Raw genomic sequence first — 22,199 nt, 5'->3', positions numbered from 1 at the left:
CAGGTCCGGTCTGCCGGTCTTTGTCGGGCGCATGAGGCGCGCCGTCTGCGCCTCCGTGGCATGTCATCCCATACCCGCAATCCGGAACGGTTTGGCGCGGCAACGCCGCCCGCCGGTCCCGTGCGCGGACCCGTTCGAGCCTCCGCCCGGCGCCACAGCCGGTCCGCATTAGGGAAGTCAGCCTTGAAAAGATCCAATCTCATGACGCGCATTCTTGTTGCCGCGTCCTTTGTCGTCATTGCCGCCTTTGCCGGCTTTTCCGTCTATATCGACAGCCTCCAGCATGACGTGACGACCCGCGCCGTCGAGGAGAATATTTCCTCCTCCGGCAAGCAGGCCGCCCAGAGCGTCGCCAACTGGCTGAACGGCCGCGTTACGCTGACGGCCATGGTCGCCAATGCCGCTGGCGGTGCCACCGACCAGGCGGGCCTCCTCGGCATCATGAAAAACGATGTTCTGATCAAGGAGTTCATCAGCACCTATGTCGGTGAGGAAACCGGAAAATTCACCAACTGGCCGGTCCAGGCCATGCCGGAGACCTACGATCCGCGCAAGCGCCCTTGGTATCAGGATGTGGTCAAGGCTGATGGAACCGTATTGACCGATCCCTACATCGATGCTTCGCTTGGCGAACTGATCATCAGCGCAGCAGCGCCGGTGAAGAAGGACGGCAAGCTGATCGGCGTTGCCGGTAGCGATTTCTCGCTGAAGACGCTGGTGTCGATGGTCAAGGACATCGATGTCGGCGGCGAGGGCTTTGCCTTCCTCGTCAACAAGTCGGGCCAGATCCTCGTGCATCCGGATGCCAAGCTGGTCACCAAGACGCTTGCCGACGCTTTCCCGGCCGAGACGCCGTCGATCGGTTCGACGATCATGCAGACCGAACTGGACGGTAAGCCGATGCTCGTCAGCTTCGTGCCGGTCGCCGGTCTTCCCTCGGTCGAATGGTATGTCGGTTTCGTCGTCGATGCCGATCTTGCCTATTCCGCCATCGGCCAGTTCCGGATCGCTGCCACCATCGCCACGCTTCTGGCGGTCGGCGTGATGATCGCCTTCCTCGCAACGCTGCTCAGCCGCCTCGTCATCCGCCCGGTCACCGATATGACCGGCGCGATGGAGCGCCTGGCTGCCGGCGATCTCAAGGCTGAAATCCCCGGCCAGGAACGCCGCGACCAGATTGGCTCGATGGCCGCTGCCGTCGCCGTGTTCCGCACCAATGCCATCGAGCGTGCCCGCCTGGAAAGCGAAGCCGAGACCGGCCGTTCGCTGTCCGAGCAGGAGCGCCGTGAGCGCGAAACGCTGAAGGCCAAGGAAACCGCCGATATCCAGCAGGCTGTCGAGGCGCTCGCAACCGGTCTCGGTCGTCTTGCCGACGGCGATCTCGGCTACCGCATCTCGGTGCCGTTCGTCATGCATCTGGACCGCCTGCGCGCCGACTTCAACAATTCGGTGACCAAGCTGCACCAGACGCTGCAGGCCGTTGGCGCCAATGCCCGTGCCATCGATGCCGGCGCCACCGAAATCCGCACCGCCGCCGACGATCTTGCCCGCCGCACCGAGCAGCAGGCAGCCTCCGTCGAAGAAACAGCCGCAGCTCTCGAGCAGATCACCACGACGGTCAAGGACAGCGCCCGCCGTGCCGAAGAAGTCGGCCAGCTGGTTGCCCGCACCCGCGCCGGTGCTGAAAAGTCGGGCGAAGTCGTTCGCAATGCCGTCAACGCCATGCAGGGGATCGAAAAATCCTCCGGCGAGATTTCCAACATCATCGGCGTCATCGACGACATCGCCTTCCAGACCAACCTCTTGGCGCTGAACGCAGGCGTCGAGGCGGCCCGCGCGGGCGATGCAGGCAAGGGCTTTGCCGTCGTTGCCCAGGAAGTGCGCGAACTTGCCCAGCGCTCGGCCAACGCCGCCAAGGAAATCAAGGCGCTGATCACCACCTCGGGCGATCAGGTCCGTGCCGGTGTGACGCTGGTCGGTGAAACCGGCCAGTCGCTGCAGGCGATCGTCGCGGAAGTCCAGGAGATCAACGGGCATATCGGTGCGATCGTCACCGCAACGCGCGAACAGTCAGTCGGACTGCAGGAGATCAACACGGCCGTCAACACCATGGACCAGGGCACCCAGCAGAACGCCGCCATGGTCGAGGAACAGACCGCCGCCAGCCACGGCCTCGCCTCGGAAGCCGCCGCCCTCAACGACCTGCTCGCCCAGTTCAACATCGGCGACACCCAGTCGTCGGTGCCGGCTGCAAGGCAGAGCAACTACGCCCGCCGCGCCGCCTGATAACATCAGTCTCGCATCCCAAACACCCGCGCCCGATCTCCGGCGCGGGTGTTTTCGTTTCCATCGCAGATCTCGATGGGTATTGCATTTGGTTTAACATTAAACTATATAGTTCTTCATTAAACCAAATGGAGGATGGCATGGCAGCGACACGGCGGATGTTTATGGGTATCGTTGCAGGCGGTGTGGTACTGGCGGCAACCGCCGGCGCTCTTTGGGTTTCCACCCGCGATCCTGTCTCGGCAAGAAGGCCATGGCAGGATGCCGGCCGCCGGGACGCCGATCTCCAGCGCCGGATATTGTCCTTCGCGATCCTGGCGCCCAACCCGCACAACCGGCAGCCCTGGTTTGCCGATCTCGCGGAAAACGAAATCACGCTCTATTGCCAGGCTGATCGCCGCCTGCCGCAGACCGATCCGCACGACCGGCAGATCACCATCGGCCTTGGCTGCTTCCTTGAACTGTTGGCACAAGCGGCGGCCGAGGAGGGATACCGGGCGGACATCGTGCTGTTTCCAAAGGGAGAGCCGCAACCACGGCTGGATGACCGGCCGGTCGCCCATATCCGGCTCGTTCAGGATGCGACGATCCGCGCTGATCCGCTTTTTGCGCATGTCCTGTCGCGCCGCTCGAACAAGGAGCCCTATGATCTTGCCCGGCCGGTAGAGGCGGACAAACTTGCCGAAATTGCCGCCGCCGCCCGCATCTCTGCCATTGGCCATACCAACGATCCCGCCCGCGTCGAGACGCTGCGACAGCTCGCCTGGCAGGCCTATTTCACGGAGATCACCACGCCGCACACATTGAAGGAGAGCATCGACCTCATCCGCGTCGGCCGCGCCGAAATTGAGGCCAATCCGGACGGTATCGATCTGTCCGGCCCGTTCATCGAGGGATTGTCGATGGCCGGTCTGTTGTCGCGCGATGCCATGCTCGACCAGACGTCATCGACGTTCCAGCAGCAGATTCCGATCCTCAAACAGCCGGTCGACACGGCAATGGCTTTCCTTTGGTTGAAGACCGCAGGCAATAGCCGCGCCGACCAGATCGCCGCCGGGCGCGACTATATCCGCCTCAATCTGGCCGCCACGGCGGCCGGCGTCTCGATGCACCCATTCAGCCAGGCACTGCAGGAGTTTACCGAAATGCGCCCGCACTTTCTCGCCATGCGTCAAGCGCTTGCGGTCGAAGAGAATGAAACGCTTCAAATGTTCGTTCGTCTCGGCTACGGTCCGGCTATTGAGGGCGCACCCCGCTGGCCCGTGGACACCCGGATCAGGAGCGCATGACGGCGAGCGAAAACGACCTGCAAACGCTGTTCCGGTTCCTCAACGAAGTCGGCATCGTCGCGCAATTGTCAGCCAATGCATTCGAGAAGGTGATGCCGGAGGGCATGACCTTGCCGCAATTCGTCGTGCTCAATCATCTGGTCCGGCTGGGGGATGGGCGCACGCCTTTGTCGATCGCGCAGGCGATGCAGGTGACCAAGGGTGCGATGACCAATACGCTCGGCCATCTCGAGGGCAAGCAGTTCATCACCATCGCCCCCGATCCGCATGATGGCCGCTCAAAGCGGGTTTCGCTGACGGCGGAGGGCAGGGCTGCCCGGGATGCTGCAATCGAGGCTCTTGGGCCGGAATTGCGCGGCATTGCCGGCGAAATCACCCTGTCCGAGATCGCCAAGGCACTGCCGGTCTTGGAAAATCTGCGCAAGGTGCTGGATACGCGACGCAATCCGAAGACCTGAAGCCTCCGGATCGGCCGGCTGAAAATTCACTTCTCCAGCGTCGCGACGACTTCCACATGCGACGACCACAGAAACTGGTCGATCGGGGTGACCGAAGTGATCCGGTAACCGGCGTCGACGAGGATGCGCAGGTCGCGTACCAAAGTTACCGGATTGCAGGACACCGCGACGATCTTCTTGACGCCGGAGCGGACCATTTCCCTTGTCTGGACTTCGGCACCCGCCCGCGGCGGGTCGAAGACGATGGCGTCATAGACCTTCAGTTCCGAAGCCATCATCGGCCGGCGGAAGAGATCGCGTTTCTCGACGGTGACTGGCTTCAGGCCTTGCGTGTTGCGCGCGGCAAAATCCAGCGCCTTCAGCGGCTTGTCTTCGCTTTCCACGGCATGCACGCGCGCCTTGCGGGCGATGCGCAGCGAGAAGGTGCCCGACCCTGCAAAGAGGTCGATGACGCGCTTGGCCTTGCCGAGATGCGCCATCACCAGTTCGGCCATCGCCTCCTCGCCAGGCTTCGTTGCCTGCGCGAAGCTGCCGGGCGGCGGCGAAACGGAGACGCCGCCGAAATCGATCACCGGTTTGATCGGTTCGACCAGGATTTCGCCGTTGAGGCTGAGACGGGCAACGCTTTTCTGGCTAAGAACGGTTTCGACCGCCATCCGCCGCTGCCGGTCGTCCATCGCCTTGATGCCCTCGAACGAGAGATCGAGGCCGGACAGTGTTTCCAGCACGGTGATACGGAACGGTTCGGCATTGACCGCCATGGCGTTGGCGACCGTGCGGATGATTGCAAGCCGCGACACGATGCCGGGGCTTGCGATGGGACATTCCGATATAGCGACGATGTGATGGGTTTCGGGCTGGTTATAGCCGAGCAATAGTTCCTTCTCGGTCCGCCGCGCGGTAAACACCGTGCGCCGGCGCTCGCCGGGATGGGCAAGCACGAGGGGGCCTACATCGGCCTGCAACGCCTTCGATTTCAGGGCATCGAGAACCAGCTGCCGCTTGAAACCCTGGTAAAGGCTGTCGCTGGCATGCTGCAGGCTGCAGCCGCCGCAGGTGCCGTTCTCGCCGTCCGGTCCGAAATGCCGGCATTTCGGCGCGACCCGCTCGGGCGAGACGTCGGACATCGACATGACCGTGCCCTTGTCCTTGTTGACCGCCAAAGCCACGGTTTCGCCGGGCAGCGTGAAGGGCACATAGACTGGGCCGAACGGGCCACGGGTGATGCCGTCGCCGGATTGGCCGATCTTCTCGATGGTCAGCGTCTCGGTGCTCATTCGCCTTCGTCCTCAGCGGCATCGTCGTCCGAGGCATCGTCTTCATCCAGCGGTTTGTGGCCGGCCAGCAGATATTCCTCGTTGCCGTCACCGCCTGCGATCGGCGAGGGGATGAGGCCGAGGCTTGTCCAGCCCATGTCCTCAACCAGCCAGCGTTCCAGTTCGGCCGCCACCGCAGGCGCAGTTGAAGGATCTTTCAGCAGGCCCGCCTTGCTGATCGCCTCGCGGCCGGCTTCGAATTGCGGCTTGACGAGAAGGATGCAATGGGCGCCTGGCTCGGCGAGATCCAGGGCCGGCGGCAGCGCCAGTTTCAGCGAAATGAACGAGACGTCGGACACGATGAAGGAAATCGCGCGGCCATCAAGATTGTCCTCGTCCAGCACGCGGGCGTTGAGGCCCTCGATATTGGTGACGCGCGGATCGGCCTCCAGGCGTGGATGAAACTGGCCGTGGCCGACATCGACGGAAATGACGTGGGCGGCACCATTGTGCAGCAGGATTTCGGTAAAGCCGCCGGTCGAGGCGCCGATGTCCAGGCAGTCCAGTCCTTCGGGCGACAGCTTGAAATGCTCGAGGCCCGCCTTCAGTTTCAGCGCCGCGCGCGAAACATAGGGCTGGACGGGATCGTCGATGGCGATCGTCACATCCTCGGGAAAGGTCGAGCTTGCCTTGGTGACGACTTTGCCGTTGACGGTGACGGTGCCACGCTGGATCGCATCGCGGGCGCGCGAACGGCTGGCGACAAGCCCCAGGTTCAAAAGCAGCTGGTCGAGGCGGACGGAGGTTTTTGGTTCGTTTGACATGGGTTCTCATGGCGCGTCAGGCCCGGGATGGCAAGGGCCATGCGGCCGGGCGCGTTCAAATAGTGCCGAAACAGGCTCATGGCTGTCCTGATCCTGCAGCGAAGGCCGAATAAGCGAGCGCCGCGCGAAGGCTCAGCCGAAATGGCCGATTGCTAAAATTGTATCGGCAGCATCAGGCGGGAAAGGAACGGTTTTGCTCCAGGACGGGCTGGATGGCGCATGCCGCGACGGTGGCAACCTTGGAAACCAGAGATGAACGGCGAGCGGGAGAACATCCGTGGTCTGATGAGCTTATAACGGTCGGCCAACCCTGCATGTACCACGTGGGATTGGCAGAGTTGATGAGCGCCGACAGCTTCAGCCGGCGACGCTGGAGCCGATCTGCTGCTTCTGGCCGAGCGTCTTGAACACCGTCGAAACGATGCCGGCGCGGTCGAGGCCCGCCTTGGCATACATAGCCTCGGGCTTGGCCTGTTCCATCCAGATATCCGGCAGAACCAGCGGCCGGATTTTCAAGCCGTTGTCGAGCAGGCCCTCATGGGCAAGGAATTGCAGCACATGGCTGCCGAAACCGCCGACAGCCCCCTCTTCGATGGTGATCAGCACCTCGTGATGCTTGGCCAGCTGGCGGATCAGGTCGTGGTCGAGCGGCTTGGCAAAACGCGCATCGACGACGGTCGTCGAAAGCCCGGCGGCATCGAGATCTTCGGCAGCGAGCAGGCAATCGGCCAGGCGCGTGCCGAACGACAGCAGCGCCACTTTCGAGCCCTGTTTCATCACCCGGCCCTTGCCGATTTCAAGGATCTGGCCGCGCTCCGGCATCTCGACGCCGACACCTTCGCCGCGCGGATAGCGAAACGAGATCGGACCCTGATCATAGGCCGCCGCAGTGCGCACCATATGCTTGAGTTCCGCCTCGTCGGCCGCTGCCATGACGACGAAGCCAGGCAGGGTGGCAAGATAGGTGGTGTCGAACGAACCGGCATGCGTCGGGCCGTCGGCGCCGACGAAACCGGCCCGGTCGATCGGGAAGCGCACCGGCAATCCCTGGATCGCCACGTCGTGCACCACCTGGTCGTAACCGCGCTGCAGGAAGGTCGAATAGAGCGCGCAGAACGGCTTGTAGCCTTCAGACGCCAGACCAGCGGCAAAGGTCACTGCATGTTGCTCGGCAATGCCGACATCGAAGCAGCGCGACGGGTGGGCCAGCGCGAACTTGTCGAGGCCGGTGCCGGACGGCATGGCGGCGGTGACGGCGACGATCTTGTCGTCATAGCCGGCTTCCTGCGTCAGCGCTTCGGCAAAGACGGACGTATAGGCCGGCGCATTCGGCTTGGCTTTCGCCTGCGCCCCGGTGATGACGTCGAACGTGTTGACGCCGTGATATTTGTCGGCCGCCGCTTCCGCCGGCGGATAGCCCTTGCCCTTCTGCGTCACCACATGGATCAGCACCGGGCCCTTGGAATTGTCGCGCACATTGCGCAGCACCGGCAAAAGATGCTCGAAGGAATGACCGTCGATCGGGCCGATATGGTAAAAGCCCATCTCCTCGAACAGCGTGCCGCCGGTGACATAGCCGCGCGCATGTTCGACGGCGCGGGTGATCGCCCGGTCGACCGTCTTGCCAAGATAGGCGGTCAGTTTCTTGCCGAGATCGCGGAAGCCCATATAGGTGCGGCCGGAGGCGAGACGGGCGAGATAAGCGCTCATCGCGCCGGTTGGCCGCGCGATCGACATATCGTTGTCGTTGAGAATGACGATCAGCCTCGCATCGAGCGCGCCAGCATTGTTGAGCGCCTCATAGGCCATGCCGGCCGACATGGCGCCATCGCCGATGACGGAAATGACGTTGCGGTTTTCGCCGGAGAGATCGGCCGCGACTGCCATGCCGAGACCGGCGGAAATAGAGGTCGAGGAATGGGCGGCACCGAAGGGATCGTATTCGCTTTCGGCGCGGCGGGTGAAGCCGGACAGGCCGTCTTCCTGGCGCAGCGTGCGGATGCGGTCGCGGCGGCCGGTGAGAATCTTGTGCGGATAACATTGATGGCCGACGTCGAAGATCAATCGGTCATGCGGGGTGTTGAAGACCTTGTGGATGGCGATTGTCAGTTCGACGACACCGAGACCCGCACCCAGATGCCCGCCGGTGCGTGATACCGCGTCTATCATCTCGGTGCGCAGTTCGGCTGCCAGTTGCGGCAAGTCCTTGTCGTCGATCCTCTTCAAATCGTCGGGATAAACAACCTGATCGAGAAGGGGGGTCGCCGGCATTGGATGGACTGGCAATTGTGTCACGCTAAGGCCTTCGTTCTCGCGGCTTCAAGGGAGCCGCGATGTCTGGTGTTGGTGTCCGCTGGGAGCCGCGTCTTTAAACAGTTTCGTTATGGATTGCAAAAACCGGTTTTCTTGCGGCACAGTTGCGAGTTTAACCAATATTACCGTTCCGGCAAAGGGATAAACTCTTCCTCGTCGCCCGGAACGATGTCGAAACGGCCGGTTCGCCATTCCTCCTTGGCCTGCTCGATCCGTTCCTTGGATGACGAAACGAAGTTCCACCAGATATGCCGGGCCGAGCCAAGGGCGGCCCCGCCGAACAGCATGATATGACAGCCCAATGGGCCGGCGGTGACGGTGATCGGGTCGCCCGCCCGGAAAACCAGCAGTTGATTGCCGGCAAAATGATCGCCTGCGATGATCGCCTCGCCCTCGAGGATGTAAAGCGCCCGTTCTTCCCATTCGGCTGGAAACGGCGCGCTCTTGCCAGGATCGATCCTCAGATCGACATAGATCGTATCTGAAAACACCGAGACCGGCGATTTCATGCCCTCAAACTGGCCGATGACGACCCGGCCTTCCAGCCCGTCCACGGTGAAGGAGGGCAGGTCGCGCTTTTCCGTATGAGCAAAGATCGGGTCGATCTCCTCATATTGATCGGGCAGCGCCAGCCAGGTCTGAAGTCCGGAGATCGATTGCGGTTTGCCGCGCAGGTTCTCCGGCGACCGTTCCGAATGCACGATGCCGCGCCCCGCCGTCATCAGGTTGAGATCGCCGGGCGAGATGACCATTTCGGTGCCGAGACTGTCGCGATGCTTGATCTCGCCGTCGAACAGATAGGTGACGGTCGAAAGCCCGATATGCGGATGCGGCCGCACGTCCAGTGCCTGCCCGGCCTTGAGCAGTGCTGGTCCCATCCGGTCAAAGAAGATGAACGGCCCGACCAGCCGCCGCTTGACCGACGGCAGCGCCCGGCGCACCTGCAGATTGCCGATATCGCTGGTGCGCGGAATGATCAGATGCTCGATCGCATCGCATGCCGGCGCATCACCGGCCTCGGGGTCGTTTCCGGGAAAGAAGGACATGGGGGATCCTCGTCGGTTCAAATCGAGACTAAGGTAGGCTCGCAGCAACAAAACTACCAGTGTCCTTTCCCCAATTTATGGCGCTTGACGCCATATGGCGTCACATGACATATTTTGAGTGATGAAAGCGATACTGATCATTCGCGATCGCCTGGTTTTCCAGTATGGTGCGATCCTGGAGGTCAAGGTTTGGCGCGTGCCGGCATCCGTTCCGCCAGCGTCCCACTCTCTCAAATATTCTCTGTTTTACGGCCGCCCGGGCGAGAGAATTGTTGGATATGACAATGAGCGCGGCAAAGGCGATCATCGCCATTATAGCGACCGCGAAGAAGAGTACGCGTTTGTCTCCATTGAAAAACTTCTGGCCGATTTCCGGCTGGATGTCGAGAAAGTGAGAAGAGAGCGAATATGAGCAAGGACGTGCAGCTCCATATTGGCGGTTCTTTTGACGACCTGGAGAAGCGGGTCGCCGACGCATGGCATCGCGCTGAAAGGGGCGAAGCTGTTTCCGAGGACCATCTGACCTTCGTGAATTGGGATGCGCTGTCGCAGACGATGACGACAAAGCGGCTTGAATTGCTGCGCCATCTGCGCCGCCACCCGCAGGCCAGCATCGCCGCGTTGGCGCGCAGCTTGGGTCGCGACTACCGGCGTGTTCACGAGGACGTGGAAATCTTATCCAAGGCCGGATTAATCGAACACGATGCCTCCGGCCTGCATGCAGGCTATGATGAAATCAGAACGACCATCGCCCTATAGCGTTCATCCACTCACTCCCCGTCGAGCGGCTCGACGCCCTGCGGTTTTCCGGCCCGGTCCAGCCTGATCTTCTCGATGCGGTTTTCGGCAGCGCCCAACAGCGCTTCGCAATGTTTCTTCAGCGCTTCGCCGCGTTCGTAAATCTCGATCGACTTGTCGAGCGCCACATCGCCGCGCTCCAGCGCAGAAACGATGGCTTCGAGTTCCTCGACGGCTTTTTCGAAGGAGAGGGCGGATACGTCGATCGGGGCGGCGCCCGTTTGCGGGGTGGTGGTCATGGTCATCCTCTCATCAGGCGGTAGATATGGGTTCCGGCCGATTCGGCCAGCCCTTGGAGATCGTAGCCGCCTTCGAGCAGGCTGACGATGCGGTTGTTGGCGGTTTTCCCTGCGATATCGAGCAGCCGCCCGGTCGCCCAATCGAAATCCTCGGCAACCAGATTGATCTGCGCCAGGGGGTCGCGGTGATGGGCGTCGAAGCCGGCCGAGATCAGGATGAAGTCCGGGCGAAAATCGTCGAGCGCCGTCAGGATGCGCGACTTGAAGGCTTCGCGAAAATGATCGCTGCCGGTGTCGGGTGACAGTGGCGCGTTGACGATATTGCCGGCCCCCGTCTCGGTCTTGGCGCCGCTGCCGGGATAAAGCGGCATCTGGTGCGTCGAGCAGAAAAGCACCGACGGATCGTCCCAGAAGATATCCTGCGTGCCGTTGCCGTGGTGCACGTCCCAGTCGACGATGGCGACGCGTTCGACGCCGTATGTCTGCTGGGCATGGCGGGCGGCAATGGCGATATTGTTGAAGAAGCAGAAGCCCATCGCCCTGTTCTTCTCGGCGTGGTGGCCGGGCGGGCGCGAGGCGACGAAGGCATTGTCGGCCTTGCCGGAAAACACCGCATCGACGGCCGCAACCGCGCCGCCGATGCCGGTCAAGGCGGCCTGCAGACTGGCAGGGCTGGCATAGGTGTCGGCCTCGAGCGCCTCGATGCCCTCTTCGGGAATGGCCGACATCACCGTCCGCAAATGCTGTTCCGGGTGGGCAAGCAGCACCAGATCCTCGTTGCCCTGCGGCGCTTCAAGCCGCGTGAGCGGCGAGAACCGCTCATGCTCCAGCGCCAGGTTCAGCGCCTTCAGCCGGTCGGGCCGTTCCGGATGGCCTTCGGGAACCTGGTGTTCCAGGAAGATCGGGTTTTCGAACAGGATCGTGGTCATGGCGGGAACCTATGGCTTCGGGATGTCGAGGTCCATGCGTTAGGTAGGGCGTTTGCTGTGTTTTCAACAGCGGTGCGCCAATGCAAATAGCCCGGACGTAGCGCCCGGGCTATTTGACGATGATGAGGCGCTCAGGCGCGTGCGTGCAGCAAAGGATAGCCGGCGAGAACGGCACGCGCCGCCAGCGTTGCAATCACGGCCTTGACGAGATCGCCCGGGATGAAAGCGAGCGAGCCGGTGGCGACGGCCGAAAGCGGCGTACCCGTCACTGCGGTGACCCATGGCATGCCGATGGCATAGAGCACGCCGATGCCGCCGACGACGGAGGCGATGAAGAAACCGGCAAATTGCCTGACCTCGCTCTGGCCTTCCTTGACCAGCCGCTCGGCGATCAGGCCGGTGACGAAGGTAGCAACGATCCAGCCGAGCACGAAGCCGCCGGTCGGGCCCTGGATGACGGCCAGTCCGCCACGGCCGCCGGACAGAACCGGAAGCCCGATCGCCACCAAGAGCACCAGGAGCACATAGGCGAGCGCGCCGCGCTTGGCGCCGATGATGCAACCGGCCAGCATCACGCCCATCGACTGGGCGGTGATCGGCACCGGAATGAAACCGAGCGTCACCGGTGGGATAAGGCCGAGCACGACGATGATCGCGGTGAAGAGGGCAATGAGAACGAGGTCTCTGGTGGTCATGGCAGGTCCTTTGTCGATTGGTGTTTTTTTCACATGCGTCCGGCCAAGCCGGAAAAGAAGTTCAAGGCGCGGCAAACCTCAGCTCTGTTTCTCCCTCGGCCGCCGGAAGCCGCGTGCGTCGATTGCCATGGCGATGGTGTCGGCGTCTTTCAGGGTCAGGATGATCAACGGCGCAAGGATCGTCAACGGCCGCACCTTCAGTCCGCGTGCCCGGTGCGCCTCGCGGATCGACTGGTAATGGTTGAAGATATCCGGCACGAAGCGCAGCACCAGCCCGAAGGCAAGCCCGACATCGGCGGCCCGCACCAGGCCGAGCCGGTCGAGCGGCTGCAGCAAACGGGTGATCTCGTCGATGAAGGCGCCGGTCGCCGTCGTCGCCGTCACCGCACCGGCAAACAGCACGATCGCCATCAGCCGGAAAAAGCTTTCGGCCGCCTCGCGCATCGAGGTGAGATAGGCGGTGGCGATCAGAAGGATGAGGATGGTGAAAAGGATCGGTTTCAGCCGCGACACGGCCTCGCGAAAGGCAAGGCCGGTGGTGAAATAGATCGCGGCGGCGATGAGGAAGGCCGGGACGAGAATGAACAGCGAGGACACGGCATAGAGCGCCAGCCCGCAGACCAGCAGGATGGCGAGCTTTGCCCGCACCGACATCCGGTGCAGCGGCGTCGTGCCCTCGACATTCAGCCCGTTCAGCATCCGGCCACCGCGTGATAGGCGCGGATGCTTTCAGACGCCGGACCATCGGCAATCAGCCGGCCATCATTGAACAGAAGCACCCGGTCGAAACGTTCGATCAGCGGCAGGTCGTGGCTGATGGCGATGGTGTGCTCGGTAAGCCCGGCAATGGTGCGTTCCACCAGAAGACGGTTTTTCAGGTCGAGCTGGTTGGTCGGTTCGTCGAGAATGAGAATGCCGGGGCCGGTCACCAGCACGCTGGCAATGGCGACCAGCTGCGTCTCGCCGCCGGAAAGCTCGTGGACGCGGCGCCTCGCCAGATGCGCGATGCCGAAGCGCTCAAGAACTGCGGCTGTGCGGCGTTCGATCTCGCCGGCCTTCAATCCACGGTTCTTCAGCCCGAAGGCGATATCCTCGTGCACGATCGGCATGATGATCTGATGCTGCGGGTTCTGGAAGATGAAGCCGGCCTCGGCCAGCGTCGCACTGGCGTCCTGCACGGTATCGAGGCCGTTGACCGTCACCTGGCCCACGGTCGGCTTGACCAGTCCGTTGATCAGCCGCGCGAACGTGGTCTTGCCCGAGCCGTTCAGCCCGATAATGCCGATGCGCCGCTCGGTCAGCGACAGCGTTAGCGGCTGAAGAACCGTGCGCTCGCCGTATCTCACTGATGCGCCGGAAAAGCGTATGTCCAATCCGCGTCCCCCGCGTTCGAATGTCGAGGCTCTATAGGACGATTTCTTTGCCGATGGAAATAGGCTTCCGGTTTGGGCTTGAACAAAGTGTGAACATTTGCCTAGATTGTTTCATGGCGATTCTCGTTTCCAACCGCGATGCCCGGCGCATCTTCCTGAACAAGCAAGGCCTGGCCGCAGCCCCCAACCGGGCGCTTGGCAAGCAGGGCCTGCTCGATCTGATCCATGAGATCGGTTTCGTCCAGGTGGACAGCATCTCGACCGTGGAGCGCGCCCATCATCAGATCCTGTTTTCCCGCAACCAGACCTACAAGCGCGAGCACCTGACCGAGCTTCTGGAAAAGGACGGCGCGCTGTTCGAACACTGGACGCACGACGCCTCGATCATCCCGAGCCGCTTTTTCGTCTACTGGAAACACCGCTTCCGGCGCGAGGGCGAAACCATTATGGAGCGCTGGCGCAAATGGCGCGAGGAAGGTTTCGAAGAGGCTTTCGACGAAATCTACGCGAAAATTCATGCCGAGGGCGCCGTCATGGCGCGCGATTTCAAGTTCGAGGGCCGGGTGTCGGGCGGCTGGTGGAACTGGCATCCGTCCAAGACGGCGCTTGAATATCTCTGGCGCACCGGCAAGGTGGCGATCGCCCGGCGGGATAATTTCCAAAAAGTCTACGATCTGACCGAGCGGGTCATCCCCGGCCATCATCACGAACCGGATGTCAGTCACGAGGAGTTCGTCGACTGGTGCTGCCGGGCAGCACTGACGCGGCTCGGTTTTGCCACCCACGGCGAACTCTCTGCCTTTTTTGCGCTGATCTCGCCGGAAGAGGCTAAGACCTGGGTCGTCGATCATCGCGATGAACTTTGCGAGGTGATGATCGAGCCCGCCGATGGCGACAAGCCGCGATTGTCCTACGCCTTCACCGGCTTTCCCGGCAATCTCGGCGACCTCGCCGATCCTCCGGCACGTCTTCGGGTGCTCAGCCCCTTCGATCCGCTGATCCGCGACCGCAACCGCACCGAACGCCTGTTCGGCTTCTACTACCGCATCGAAATTTTCGTGCCCGAGCCGAAACGCGAATACGGCTATTACGTCTTCCCGCTGCTCGAAGGCGACCGCATCGTCGGCCGCATCGACATGAAGGCGGAACGCAAGACCGGCTCGCTGAACGTCAAGCGGCTCTGGTGGGAAAAGGGCGTGCGTTCATCCGCCGGCCGGATGGAGCGGCTGGAGGCGGAGTTGGCCCGCGTGGCAAAGTTCGCCGGCGTCGAGAAGGTGGTGTTTCTGGAGGGGTGGGAGGGTTAGGGCAGCAGCATAAACTACCTCAGAGAAAGATATGGGAGCGCGGATGGTTCACTCCCTACGCGCTCTTTGTTTTTACAAGGCCGATCAGGACTCAGGTTCCTAACCCATTCTTTTACGCGCATAATATTTGGTGGGCTTCTGCAGGAAGAAACACTAACGGCGCCAACTAAATCCGTTAATGTTTCTTGAAACGGTTCAGACTGGCTGTCGCTGAATCTCTTAAATTAACTCCACTTGAAGTTGTTTTCGCGCTGCTATATGCGGGATATCAAAATCATGGGGGGAAGTTAATGCCGTTTTCTGCTACCGTTTTGAATGTATTGATTGCCTCTCCCTCAGACGTACTGGATGAGCGTGCTGCAATCGCGCAGAGTTTGCATGAGTGGAACTCTCTGCACTCCTCCGATCAGGGTATTATCCTTCTACCAGTCATGTGGGAAACTCATAGTGCCCCCGCCATGGGTGACCGGCCACAAGGCTTGATAAATGATCGTGTTGTGCGTGGATGCGACATTTTGATTGGGTCGTTTTGGACTCGTCTGGGATCTCCTACTGGGGTTGAAATTAGCGGTACAGTTGAAGAAATTAAATGGTTTCTTAGTCAAAAAAAGCCGGTAATGCTTTACTACTCGAAGAAGCAGGTTGATATAGATGCCGTAGATCTTGAACAGTACCAAAAATTGAAGCAGTTTAAGGCGTCTATTAGAGATAAGGGAATTCAGGAGGAATACAAAGATATCCATGAGCTTCGAGAGAAACTGTCACGTCATTTAACTATAGTTTTGCGTGAGATGTCTATTGGTCCCGTAATTGATAAGCGTATTGTCGAGGCAGCGAAGGCATCAACTCGTAATCAGGAAATTCCGCCTACCGAAAATGTATTGCCTGAAGAGATTTCTAAGGCCTATCTTGAGGAGTATACGGCAAGATCGTTCATTATACGTGGCGGTGACACCATAGCGCTCAAGGACAAACTTTTGAACGCTGGTGGAAAGTGGATTTCTCTAAAAACGGGCGGTAAGGCTTGGATGTTTTCAAAGCGCCACCTTCAAGTCGTCGCGAAAATGCTGAAGATAAAACCAGTTATTCAAGCTAAAGAAGATATCTGATTTATGGTCCGCTGTACTTATTCTTTTCCGCATAATTCAAGATAATCCAGCGTCTAAAACAAGGCCGCAAAATCAAACACTTAATGCGATCGTGAATCATGTTAAAAAGTCTGATATGTGATTGTTAAAAAACATAATCCCCAAACGCAAAAAGGCCACCGGTCGTGTGCTGACCGGTGGCCTTTCACATATTGTTCGTCTGCCTCTCAGATGATCTCGGTCGCCGCAATCTCGATGCCGAAACCTTCCAGCCCGACATAGTGGCGCTCACGCGAGGAGAGCAGGCGGATCGAGGTGATGCCGAGGTCTTTGAGGATCTGGGCGCCCAGCCCGATTTCCAGCCATTCGCTTTCGCGGGCCTGTGCTTCGCTGTGCTCTTCGCGCTCATGCTTGCCGGCGCGTGCCGTTGTCGAGACGCCGACGCCGACCGAGCCTTCGCGCAGGTAAACGATGACGCCGCGGCCCTGTTCGGACATGCGCTTCATGATTGGATCGAGCTGGCAATCGCGGCCGAAGACGTCGGCGGCGACATTTTCCAGATGCAGGCGGACGGGGATATCGACGCCGTCGCGGATATCGCCGAAGGTGACGGCCAGATGCTGCATCGGATCCCAGGGCAGGGAATAGGCATGCGCCTTGGCCTTGCCATAGGGGGTGTCGACGTCGAAGGTCGCCTCAAGATTGATCAGCGTTTCCTTGCGCTGGCGGTAGGCGATGAGATCGGCAACGGAGACCTGCTTCAGACCATGCTTTTCGGCGAAATCAGTCACCTGCGGGCCGCGTGTAACGGTGCCGTCGTCGTTGACCAGCTCGCAGATGACGCCGATCGGCGGCAGGCTGGCAAGGCGGCAGAGATCGACGGCCGCTTCCGTATGGCCGGACCGCATCAGGACGCCGCCTTCGCGGGCGACCAGCGGGAAGATGTGGCCGGGACGGGTGAAATCGGCAGCACCGACATTCGGGTTGGCAAGATTGCGCACCGTCAATGTCCGGTCTTCGGCCGAAATGCCGGTTGTGGTGCCGTGCTTGAAATCGACGGTCACGGTAAAGGCCGTCGTGTGGGCCGAATCGTTTTCCGCCACCATGGCGTTGAGGTTGAGGCGCTTGGCCTCTTCCTTCGGCATCGGCGTGCAGACGATGCCGGATGTGTGGCGCACGATGAAGGCCATCTTTTCCGGCGTGCAGTGGACGGCTGCGACGATCAAGTCGCCTTCGTTCTCGCGGCCGTCGTCATCGGTAACGACAACGATTTCGCCGGCCTCGAAGGCCCGGATGGCATCGGCAACGCGCTTCTGGTCAAAGGGCATGGGGTTCTTCCTTGGATGTTATTTCAACCGGCCTGTCTGGCCACGGTCACGCAGGTAATGATCGGCAATGGTGCAGGCAAGCATGGCCTCGCCGATCGGCACGGCGCGGATGCCGACGCAGGGGTCATGGCGGCCCTTGGTACGGATATCGACATTGTTGCCGTCACTGTCGATCGACTGGCGCTCGGTCAGGATCGAGGAGGTCGGCTTGATGGCGAAGCGGGCGATCACCGGCTGGCCGGTCGAGATGCCGCCGAGAATGCCGCCGGCATGGTTGGACAGGAAGATCGGCTGGCCGTCATTGCCCATCCGCATTTCGTCGGCATTTTCCTCGCCGGTGATTTCGGCGGCGCCAAAGCCGTTGCCGATCTCGACGCCCTTGACGGCGTTGATCGACATCAGGTTGGAGGCGATATCCTGGTCGAGCTTGGCATAGATCGGCGCGCCGATCCCGGCCGGTACACCTTCGGCAATCACTTCGACGACCGCGCCGACCGAGGAGCCGGATTTGCGGATGCTGTCGAGATATTCTTCCCAGACGGGGACGATGGCCGGGTCCGGCGCAAAGAACGGGTTGTTGCCCACTTCGTTCCAGTCCCAGTTGTCGCGGTTGATCCTGTGCTTGCCGATCTGCACCAGCGCGCCGCGCACCAGAAGTCCCGGAACCACCTTGCGGGCAAGGCCGCCGGCGGCAACACGGGCTGCGGTCTCGCGCGCCGACGAGCGGCCGCCGCCGCGATAGTCGCGGATGCCGTATTTGACGTCATAGGTGTAATCGGCATGGCCCGGCCGGTAGCTCTTGGAAATCTCGGAATAGTCCTTTGAGCGCTGGTCGGTGTTCTCGATCATCATCGACACCGGCGTGCCGGTGGTGATCATCGTCTCGCCGTCCGCATCCAGCATGACGCCGGAGAGGATCTTGACCAGATCGTCCTCGCGGCGCTGCGTGACGAAACGCGACTGGCCGGGCTTGCGCTTGTCGAGCCAGGCCTGCAGCTCGGGCAGGGTGAAACGGATGCCGGGAGGGCAGCCGTCGATGACGCAGCCGAGCGCCGGCCCGTGGCTTTCGCCCCAGGTGGTGACGCGGAAAAGATGACCGAAAGTATTGTGCGACATGGATCAGGCAACCGGATATGAGGCCAAGCGCATCCGGGCGAGCCGCTGCGCCATTCAGTAGGCGCACTCATAGTGGAAAACGCCGGAAAGGGAAAACCTTTCTGGCGAAATATGACGATTGCCGCGTGAACAGTCTGTCTCGCCGCAAAGGCCAATCAGGACGCCAGCTGCAAGGCTTCCTTGCTGGCAAAAGCCACGAACTTGTCGAAGCTCAAAGGCTTGGCAAAGGCATAGCCCTGCAACAGGTCGCAGCCGAGCAGGCCCAGCATTTCCGCATGCGCCATGGTCTCCACGCCTTCGGCCACCGTCTCGATGCCGAGCGACCGGCCGATTTCGATGATCGAGCGGATCAGCGCCTGTTCGTTGCGGGAGTTGAGGATGGGGGCGACCAGCTGGCGGTCGATCTTCAACCGTTTCGGCTTGATCTTCAACAGGCTGACGATCGAGGTATGGCCGGTGCCGAAATCGTCGATCTCGATGTCGATGCCGAGCTTCTTGATGCCGTCGATATTGGCGGTGACGATATCGTCGCTCTCGTCGAGGAAGATCGATTCCACCAGTTCGAACGACAGTTGGCCAGGCTTGAACGACAGGCCCTTCAGGGAGTTGAGCAGCGTCTCGTCGCTCAGGCGTTTGGCCGAAACGTTGACGGAAATCTTCGGCACGTCGATACCCATTGCAGCCCAGCGCATTGCATCCATCAATGACCGGTCGAGCACGATGCGGTCGATCGTTGCCACCACATCCAGCTCCTCGGCGATGTGCAGGAACTTGTCCGGTGTCAAAATGCCCTCGCGCGGATGATTCCAGCGTACCAAAGCCTCGACGCCGGACAAACGCAGCGTGCCCGCGTCGAATTGCGGTTGATACCAGGCGACGAACTGGTTCTTCTCGATGCCTTCGAGAATTTCGTCGGCGATGCGCTTCGTCGTGATGATTTCGGCCTGCAGCGCGTCGGTGAAGAATTCGTGGCGGTTGCGGCCGCTTTCCTTGGCCCGGTAGAGCGCGATATCGGCATTGACCAGCAACTGGCGCTCATCGATCGCCATGTCGCCGGCACAGGCGATGCCGATGCTGACGCCGAAACGGCAGGGAAAGCCGTTGTAATCGACAGGCTGGCGCATCTGGACGATGATGCGTTCGGAAAGATCGGACAGGAAGGCCTTGCTCGGCGGATTGGCGACCAGCACGACGAACTCGTCGCCGCCGATGCGCGCCACCATATCGCCGGGCCGGGCGCTGGAGCGCAGGATTTTCGATGCGTGCACCAGCATCGCGTCGCCGGCCGCATGGCCGAGCGTGTCGTTGATCTGCTTGAAGCGGTCGAGATCGATGTGCAGGATGGCGATGTTCTGCAGGCCGTCCTGGCGTTCGTTCGACAGCGTTTCAAGCGCCTTGTCGAGCATGCGCCGGTTGCCAAGGCCTGTCAGCGGATCGTGCAAGGCGTTGTGTTCGATGCGGTCCTTGGCGTCAGCCAATTCGTCGTTCTTGGCCTCCGCCATCGCCTTTGCGCTGCGCAGCTCATCCGTCAACAGCACGTCTTCGCTGATATCGAAGGCGATGCCGATCAGTTTTCGGCCGCCGCCCGGTGTCTCGTGGATTTTGCCGACGGAGCGGACATGCCGGATCGTGCGGTCCGGCAGGACCACCCGGAAGGCCTGGACATGGGGAACATTTTGCGAAATTGTTCGGCTGACGCTTGAAAGCGCCTCTTCGCGGTCGTCCGCATGCAGTGCGTTGATCCAGGTTTCGTTCGTTGTGACGCCGTCGCTATAGGTCAGCCCGTAGAGCTGGTGCATGCGCTCGTCCCAATAGGTGATGCCCGTGACGAGATCGGCTTCCCACATGCCGCACTGGTAGGAACCGAGCGCAAGATCGAGGCGTCTGGTCATGGCCTCCAGCTGCTGCTCCCGTTCCGACAGGCCGGTCAACGCCTCTTCCAGTTCGGCGTTCTTCTGGTCGGCAATGGCTTTCGCCGTTCGCAATTGCTCCGTCATCATCACGTCGTCGGTCACATCCCAGCTGATGCCGGTGATCTTGGCCTTGCCATCGGCGCCAACATGGGTGGATCCGGCATTGCGGACGTGGCGGACGCTGTCGTCCTGCATGACGATGCGATACTGCGAGCGGTATTCCAGATCTTCGTCCAGCGCCCTGAACAGGGTCAGCGATGCCGCGCCGATATCGTCGTGGTGTACTGTGCTGCGCCATTCCGCGTAGCTTGGCGCTCCGCCGCCCGGTGGCAGACCATGCAGATGGTACATGCGCTCATCCCAGGAGCGTTCCTGCGTGTCGAGGTCGATTTCCCAGATGCCGATCTTGGAGGATTCGAGCGCCAGGTTCAGCCGGTGCGAGACGGTCAGCAGTTCCCGCTCACGCGAGCGAAGCTTGGCGATATTGCGCTGACGTTCGTTGACGAACCCGCCGGTGAGGAAGATCGGAATGATGATGACTGCTGCGGCGACCACAATCGCCATCTCGAGCCATCTGCTGTTGGCGGGCTCCTGCGCCCAGCCGTCTGCCGGGATCGCCGCCAGTTCCCAGGTTCCGCCGGGCAGTTGCAAACGGCGGATGACGGGCGATTTCTCGAAAAGGTCGGTGTCGCCGTAAAAGGCGTCCTGGACGCTGGTCTTGATCGAAACGTCGCGGATGGCCAGCTGGATATTGATGTGCCGGTGGCCGCCGTCGGCTTCGTCATTATGCTTGTCTCCGCCGAGCAGGCCGGCACTGGCATAAATGTCGCGCTCATCGACGACGGCTTCCATGAAGCCCCAAAAGGTCAGGCCGTTTTCACTTCGGGTGAAGACAGGAGAAAACAGGTTGAAGCCGGTCCGGCCGCTTGGCAGCCTGACCGGGCCGGCCAGGATGGGTTTGGCCTTCGATTCGGCACGGTCGATGGCGATCCTCGAGGAGCGGAATTTCTTGAAGTCGGTACCGATCATCCGCTCGTTCCCCTTCAGCGGGAAGGTCGTGCGAATGACGGCGTCCGGCGCTGCGCTGACGCGCACCATCTGGGGATTCTGAATGAGCAGCTTGGTGGCCAACTGGTCAAATTGCGATTGCGCTATCGTCGGATCGACGGAGAAGTTGTTGGCAAATCCGCGCAGTGCCGTGATGTTGTTGTTGATCTCGCTCTGCAGACGAATGGAGACAAGATTGAGCTCGTTTTGGACGTTGCTCTTCAACTCGTTTCGAAAGTTTTGGCGGTTCTGTTCCTTGAACAGATAGCCGCCGGTAAAGACGACGGCGGCGGCGATGAACGCGGGAATAAGAGACGGTTTCGCCAGTCTGGCAAGCGTCCAGACGCGATGACGGATTGTAGCGCTTTTACTCAACTGCCATGCACCTCATATTCCCGGGCCTCACGCTAGTGAGGGAGTCTTAAGATTGGCTTTAGACGCTGTTCCTGCTATCAAATTCGCACTTCAGCGGGGAGGGGCACCGTCGCTGGGAATTTGGTTAACCATGCGTGACCAAAATTCGATAAAATTTTAAATGACACGGCAACGGGCGATTTTTGCCACAATCGGAGGTCAAACAGTGAGCACAACAAAATTGAATGAATTACTGAAGAGGGCACGACAGATGCGTTTCATCGTTGCTGCATTGATGGCCGCGGCCGGTTTCTTTTCGCCGCTCGCCGCGTTTGCCGAAAGTGCCGATGTCGAAGCCGTGATCACCGGCGTCGATACCGACAAATTGAGCCTGTCGCTGGACGACGGCAAGAATTATCAGGCGCCCGAGGAATTCAACTTCGACGGCCTGAAGGCCGGGGTCAAGGTTCTGGTCTTCTATACTGAAGTGGATGGCAAGCGCGTCATCAATGATCTGGAAGTCGTGCAGTGAAACCACATGCG

Annotated in this window: 20 protein-coding genes; 8 read left to right on the top strand and 12 right to left on the bottom strand. The window is 60.8% G+C overall.

The features are described 5' to 3' along the window. Positions 1-201: 201 nt before the first annotated feature. From ACP7E6_RS06210 to ACP7E6_RS06200, 3 genes are all read left to right on the top strand, one after another. Positions 202-2,286, top strand: coding sequence for a methyl-accepting chemotaxis protein (locus ACP7E6_RS06210; RefSeq protein ID WP_426228870.1), 2,085 nt, complete (start codon positions 202-204; stop codon positions 2,284-2,286). Between the two features lie 140 nt (positions 2,287-2,426). Next, positions 2,427-3,575, top strand: a complete 1,149-nt coding sequence (locus ACP7E6_RS06205) for an Acg family FMN-binding oxidoreductase (protein WP_426228869.1) — start codon at positions 2,427-2,429, stop codon at positions 3,573-3,575. After that, positions 3,572-4,033, top strand: a complete 462-nt coding sequence (locus ACP7E6_RS06200) for a MarR family winged helix-turn-helix transcriptional regulator (RefSeq protein ID WP_426228868.1) — start codon at positions 3,572-3,574, stop codon at positions 4,031-4,033. The genes ACP7E6_RS06205 and ACP7E6_RS06200 overlap by 4 nt, the downstream gene beginning before the upstream one ends. A gap of 26 nt (positions 4,034-4,059) precedes the next feature. Here the strand turns inward: ACP7E6_RS06200 and ACP7E6_RS06195 are convergent, their stop codons facing one another. From ACP7E6_RS06195 to ACP7E6_RS06180, 4 genes are all read right to left on the bottom strand, one after another. Beyond that, positions 4,060-5,310: a class I SAM-dependent RNA methyltransferase gene (locus tag ACP7E6_RS06195; RefSeq protein ID WP_426228867.1), complete on the bottom strand. Its 1,251-nt coding sequence runs from the start codon at positions 5,308-5,310 to the stop codon at positions 4,060-4,062. Further along, positions 5,307-6,113, bottom strand: coding sequence for a TlyA family RNA methyltransferase (locus ACP7E6_RS06190; RefSeq protein ID WP_426228866.1), 807 nt, complete (start codon positions 6,111-6,113; stop codon positions 5,307-5,309). The genes ACP7E6_RS06195 and ACP7E6_RS06190 overlap by 4 nt, the downstream gene beginning before the upstream one ends. Before the next feature lie 357 nt (positions 6,114-6,470). After that, complete coding sequence (gene dxs / locus ACP7E6_RS06185; protein WP_426229424.1) at positions 6,471-8,384, bottom strand: 1-deoxy-D-xylulose-5-phosphate synthase; 1,914 nt, start codon at positions 8,382-8,384, stop codon at positions 6,471-6,473. Positions 8,385-8,548: 164 nt separating this feature from the next. Beyond that, positions 8,549-9,472 (bottom strand): pirin family protein, encoded by a 924-nt coding sequence (locus ACP7E6_RS06180; protein ID WP_426228865.1) that lies wholly within the window; start codon positions 9,470-9,472, stop codon positions 8,549-8,551. A gap of 121 nt (positions 9,473-9,593) precedes the next feature. Here ACP7E6_RS06180 and ACP7E6_RS06175 point away from each other — a divergent pair, with 121 nt between their 5' ends. Both ACP7E6_RS06175 and ACP7E6_RS06170 read left to right on the top strand, forming a co-directional pair. Continuing rightward, the gene (locus ACP7E6_RS06175; RefSeq protein ID WP_426228864.1) at positions 9,594-9,884 is read left to right on the top strand and encodes a toxin-antitoxin system TumE family protein; all 291 of its coding nucleotides are present in this window, start codon (positions 9,594-9,596) and stop codon (positions 9,882-9,884) included. After that, complete coding sequence (locus ACP7E6_RS06170; RefSeq protein WP_426228863.1) at positions 9,881-10,231, top strand: hypothetical protein; 351 nt, start codon at positions 9,881-9,883, stop codon at positions 10,229-10,231. The genes ACP7E6_RS06175 and ACP7E6_RS06170 overlap by 4 nt, the downstream gene beginning before the upstream one ends. An 11-nt stretch (positions 10,232-10,242) precedes the next feature. Here ACP7E6_RS06170 and ACP7E6_RS06165 read toward each other — a convergent pair whose 3' ends face one another. The 5 genes from ACP7E6_RS06165 to ACP7E6_RS06145 all read right to left on the bottom strand — a co-directional run bounded on the left by ACP7E6_RS06165 (position 10,243) and on the right by ACP7E6_RS06145 (position 13,506). Further along, a complete protein-coding gene (locus ACP7E6_RS06165) occupies positions 10,243-10,509 on the bottom strand; it encodes an exodeoxyribonuclease VII small subunit (protein ID WP_426228862.1) in 267 nt (88 codons plus the stop codon). A gap of 2 nt (positions 10,510-10,511) precedes the next feature. Further along, positions 10,512-11,438: a histone deacetylase family protein gene (locus tag ACP7E6_RS06160; protein WP_426228861.1), complete on the bottom strand. Its 927-nt coding sequence runs from the start codon at positions 11,436-11,438 to the stop codon at positions 10,512-10,514. Between the two features lie 131 nt (positions 11,439-11,569). Next, complete coding sequence (locus ACP7E6_RS06155) at positions 11,570-12,133, bottom strand: biotin transporter BioY (protein WP_426228860.1); 564 nt, start codon at positions 12,131-12,133, stop codon at positions 11,570-11,572. A 78-nt stretch (positions 12,134-12,211) separates the two neighbouring features. Further along, entirely contained in the window at positions 12,212-12,832 is a 621-nt protein-coding gene (locus ACP7E6_RS06150) for an energy-coupling factor transporter transmembrane component T family protein (RefSeq protein WP_426228859.1), read from the bottom strand. Further along, positions 12,826-13,506, bottom strand: coding sequence for an energy-coupling factor ABC transporter ATP-binding protein (locus tag ACP7E6_RS06145; protein WP_426228858.1), 681 nt, complete (start codon positions 13,504-13,506; stop codon positions 12,826-12,828). Before ACP7E6_RS06145 ends, ACP7E6_RS06150 begins: the two co-directional genes overlap by 7 nt. Positions 13,507-13,619: 113 nt before the next feature. Here ACP7E6_RS06145 and ACP7E6_RS06140 point away from each other — a divergent pair, with 113 nt between their 5' ends. Both ACP7E6_RS06140 and ACP7E6_RS06135 read left to right on the top strand, forming a co-directional pair. Further along, a complete protein-coding gene (locus ACP7E6_RS06140; protein WP_426228857.1) occupies positions 13,620-14,810 on the top strand; it encodes a winged helix-turn-helix domain-containing protein in 1,191 nt (396 codons plus the stop codon). A gap of 290 nt (positions 14,811-15,100) precedes the next feature. Beyond that, a complete protein-coding gene (locus ACP7E6_RS06135; RefSeq protein ID WP_426228856.1) occupies positions 15,101-15,919 on the top strand; it encodes a hypothetical protein in 819 nt (272 codons plus the stop codon). A gap of 206 nt (positions 15,920-16,125) precedes the next feature. Here ACP7E6_RS06135 and ribB read toward each other — a convergent pair whose 3' ends face one another. The 3 genes from ribB to ACP7E6_RS06120 all read right to left on the bottom strand — a co-directional run bounded on the left by ribB (position 16,126) and on the right by ACP7E6_RS06120 (position 21,677). Next, a complete protein-coding gene (gene ribB / locus ACP7E6_RS06130) occupies positions 16,126-17,226 on the bottom strand; it encodes a 3,4-dihydroxy-2-butanone-4-phosphate synthase (protein ID WP_426228855.1) in 1,101 nt (366 codons plus the stop codon). 18 nt (positions 17,227-17,244) lie between these two features. Next, a complete protein-coding gene (aroC, locus tag ACP7E6_RS06125) occupies positions 17,245-18,342 on the bottom strand; it encodes a chorismate synthase (RefSeq protein WP_426228854.1) in 1,098 nt (365 codons plus the stop codon). Between the two features lie 155 nt (positions 18,343-18,497). Next, the gene (locus ACP7E6_RS06120; RefSeq protein ID WP_426228853.1) at positions 18,498-21,677 is read right to left on the bottom strand and encodes a bifunctional diguanylate cyclase/phosphodiesterase; all 3,180 of its coding nucleotides are present in this window, start codon (positions 21,675-21,677) and stop codon (positions 18,498-18,500) included. Positions 21,678-21,927: 250 nt separating this feature from the next. Between ACP7E6_RS06120 and ACP7E6_RS06115 the strand changes: the two genes are divergently transcribed. Then, positions 21,928-22,188, top strand: a complete 261-nt coding sequence (locus tag ACP7E6_RS06115; protein WP_426228852.1) for a DUF1344 domain-containing protein — start codon at positions 21,928-21,930, stop codon at positions 22,186-22,188. The last annotated feature ends 11 nt before the right edge of the window (positions 22,189-22,199 follow it).

The sequence above is a fragment of the Pararhizobium sp. DWP3-4 genome (assembly GCF_049898205.1).
In the GTDB taxonomy this organism is placed as follows: Bacteria; Pseudomonadota; Alphaproteobacteria; order Rhizobiales; family Rhizobiaceae; genus Pararhizobium.
The sequence above is the reverse complement of the archived record's forward strand: the minus strand, read 5'-3'. Positions and strand labels throughout refer to the sequence as shown.

Bases quoted from the DNA above. Each gene is read 5' to 3' on its own strand.
- ACP7E6_RS06170 (WP_426228863.1), top strand. From the start codon at position 9,881: ATGAGCAAGGACGTGCAGCTCCATATTGGCGGTTCTTTTGACGACCTG.
- ACP7E6_RS06210 (WP_426228870.1), top strand. From the start codon at position 202: ATGACGCGCATTCTTGTTGCCGCGTCCTTTGTCGTCATTGCCGCCTTT.
- ACP7E6_RS06115 (WP_426228852.1), top strand. From the start codon at position 21,928: ATGCGTTTCATCGTTGCTGCATTGATGGCCGCGGCCGGTTTCTTTTCG.
- ACP7E6_RS06190 (WP_426228866.1), bottom strand. From the start codon at position 6,113: ATGTCAAACGAACCAAAAACCTCCGTCCGCCTCGACCAGCTGCTTTTG.
- ACP7E6_RS06175 (WP_426228864.1), top strand. From the start codon at position 9,594: ATGAAAGCGATACTGATCATTCGCGATCGCCTGGTTTTCCAGTATGGT.
- ACP7E6_RS06205 (WP_426228869.1), top strand. From the start codon at position 2,427: ATGGCAGCGACACGGCGGATGTTTATGGGTATCGTTGCAGGCGGTGTG.
- ACP7E6_RS06140 (WP_426228857.1), top strand. From the start codon at position 13,620: ATGGCGATTCTCGTTTCCAACCGCGATGCCCGGCGCATCTTCCTGAAC.
- ACP7E6_RS06155 (WP_426228860.1), bottom strand. From the start codon at position 12,133: ATGACCACCAGAGACCTCGTTCTCATTGCCCTCTTCACCGCGATCATC.
- ACP7E6_RS06200 (WP_426228868.1), top strand. From the start codon at position 3,572: ATGACGGCGAGCGAAAACGACCTGCAAACGCTGTTCCGGTTCCTCAAC.
- ACP7E6_RS06180 (WP_426228865.1), bottom strand. From the start codon at position 9,472: ATGTCCTTCTTTCCCGGAAACGACCCCGAGGCCGGTGATGCGCCGGCA.
- ACP7E6_RS06150 (WP_426228859.1), bottom strand. From the start codon at position 12,832: ATGCTGAACGGGCTGAATGTCGAGGGCACGACGCCGCTGCACCGGATG.
- ACP7E6_RS06195 (WP_426228867.1), bottom strand. From the start codon at position 5,310: ATGAGCACCGAGACGCTGACCATCGAGAAGATCGGCCAATCCGGCGAC.
- ACP7E6_RS06135 (WP_426228856.1), top strand. From the start codon at position 15,101: ATGCCGTTTTCTGCTACCGTTTTGAATGTATTGATTGCCTCTCCCTCA.
- ribB (WP_426228855.1), bottom strand. From the start codon at position 17,226: ATGCCCTTTGACCAGAAGCGCGTTGCCGATGCCATCCGGGCCTTCGAG.
- aroC (WP_426228854.1), bottom strand. From the start codon at position 18,342: ATGTCGCACAATACTTTCGGTCATCTTTTCCGCGTCACCACCTGGGGC.
- dxs (WP_426229424.1), bottom strand. From the start codon at position 8,384: ATGCCGGCGACCCCCCTTCTCGATCAGGTTGTTTATCCCGACGATTTG.
- ACP7E6_RS06165 (WP_426228862.1), bottom strand. From the start codon at position 10,509: ATGACCACCACCCCGCAAACGGGCGCCGCCCCGATCGACGTATCCGCC.
- ACP7E6_RS06160 (WP_426228861.1), bottom strand. From the start codon at position 11,438: ATGACCACGATCCTGTTCGAAAACCCGATCTTCCTGGAACACCAGGTT.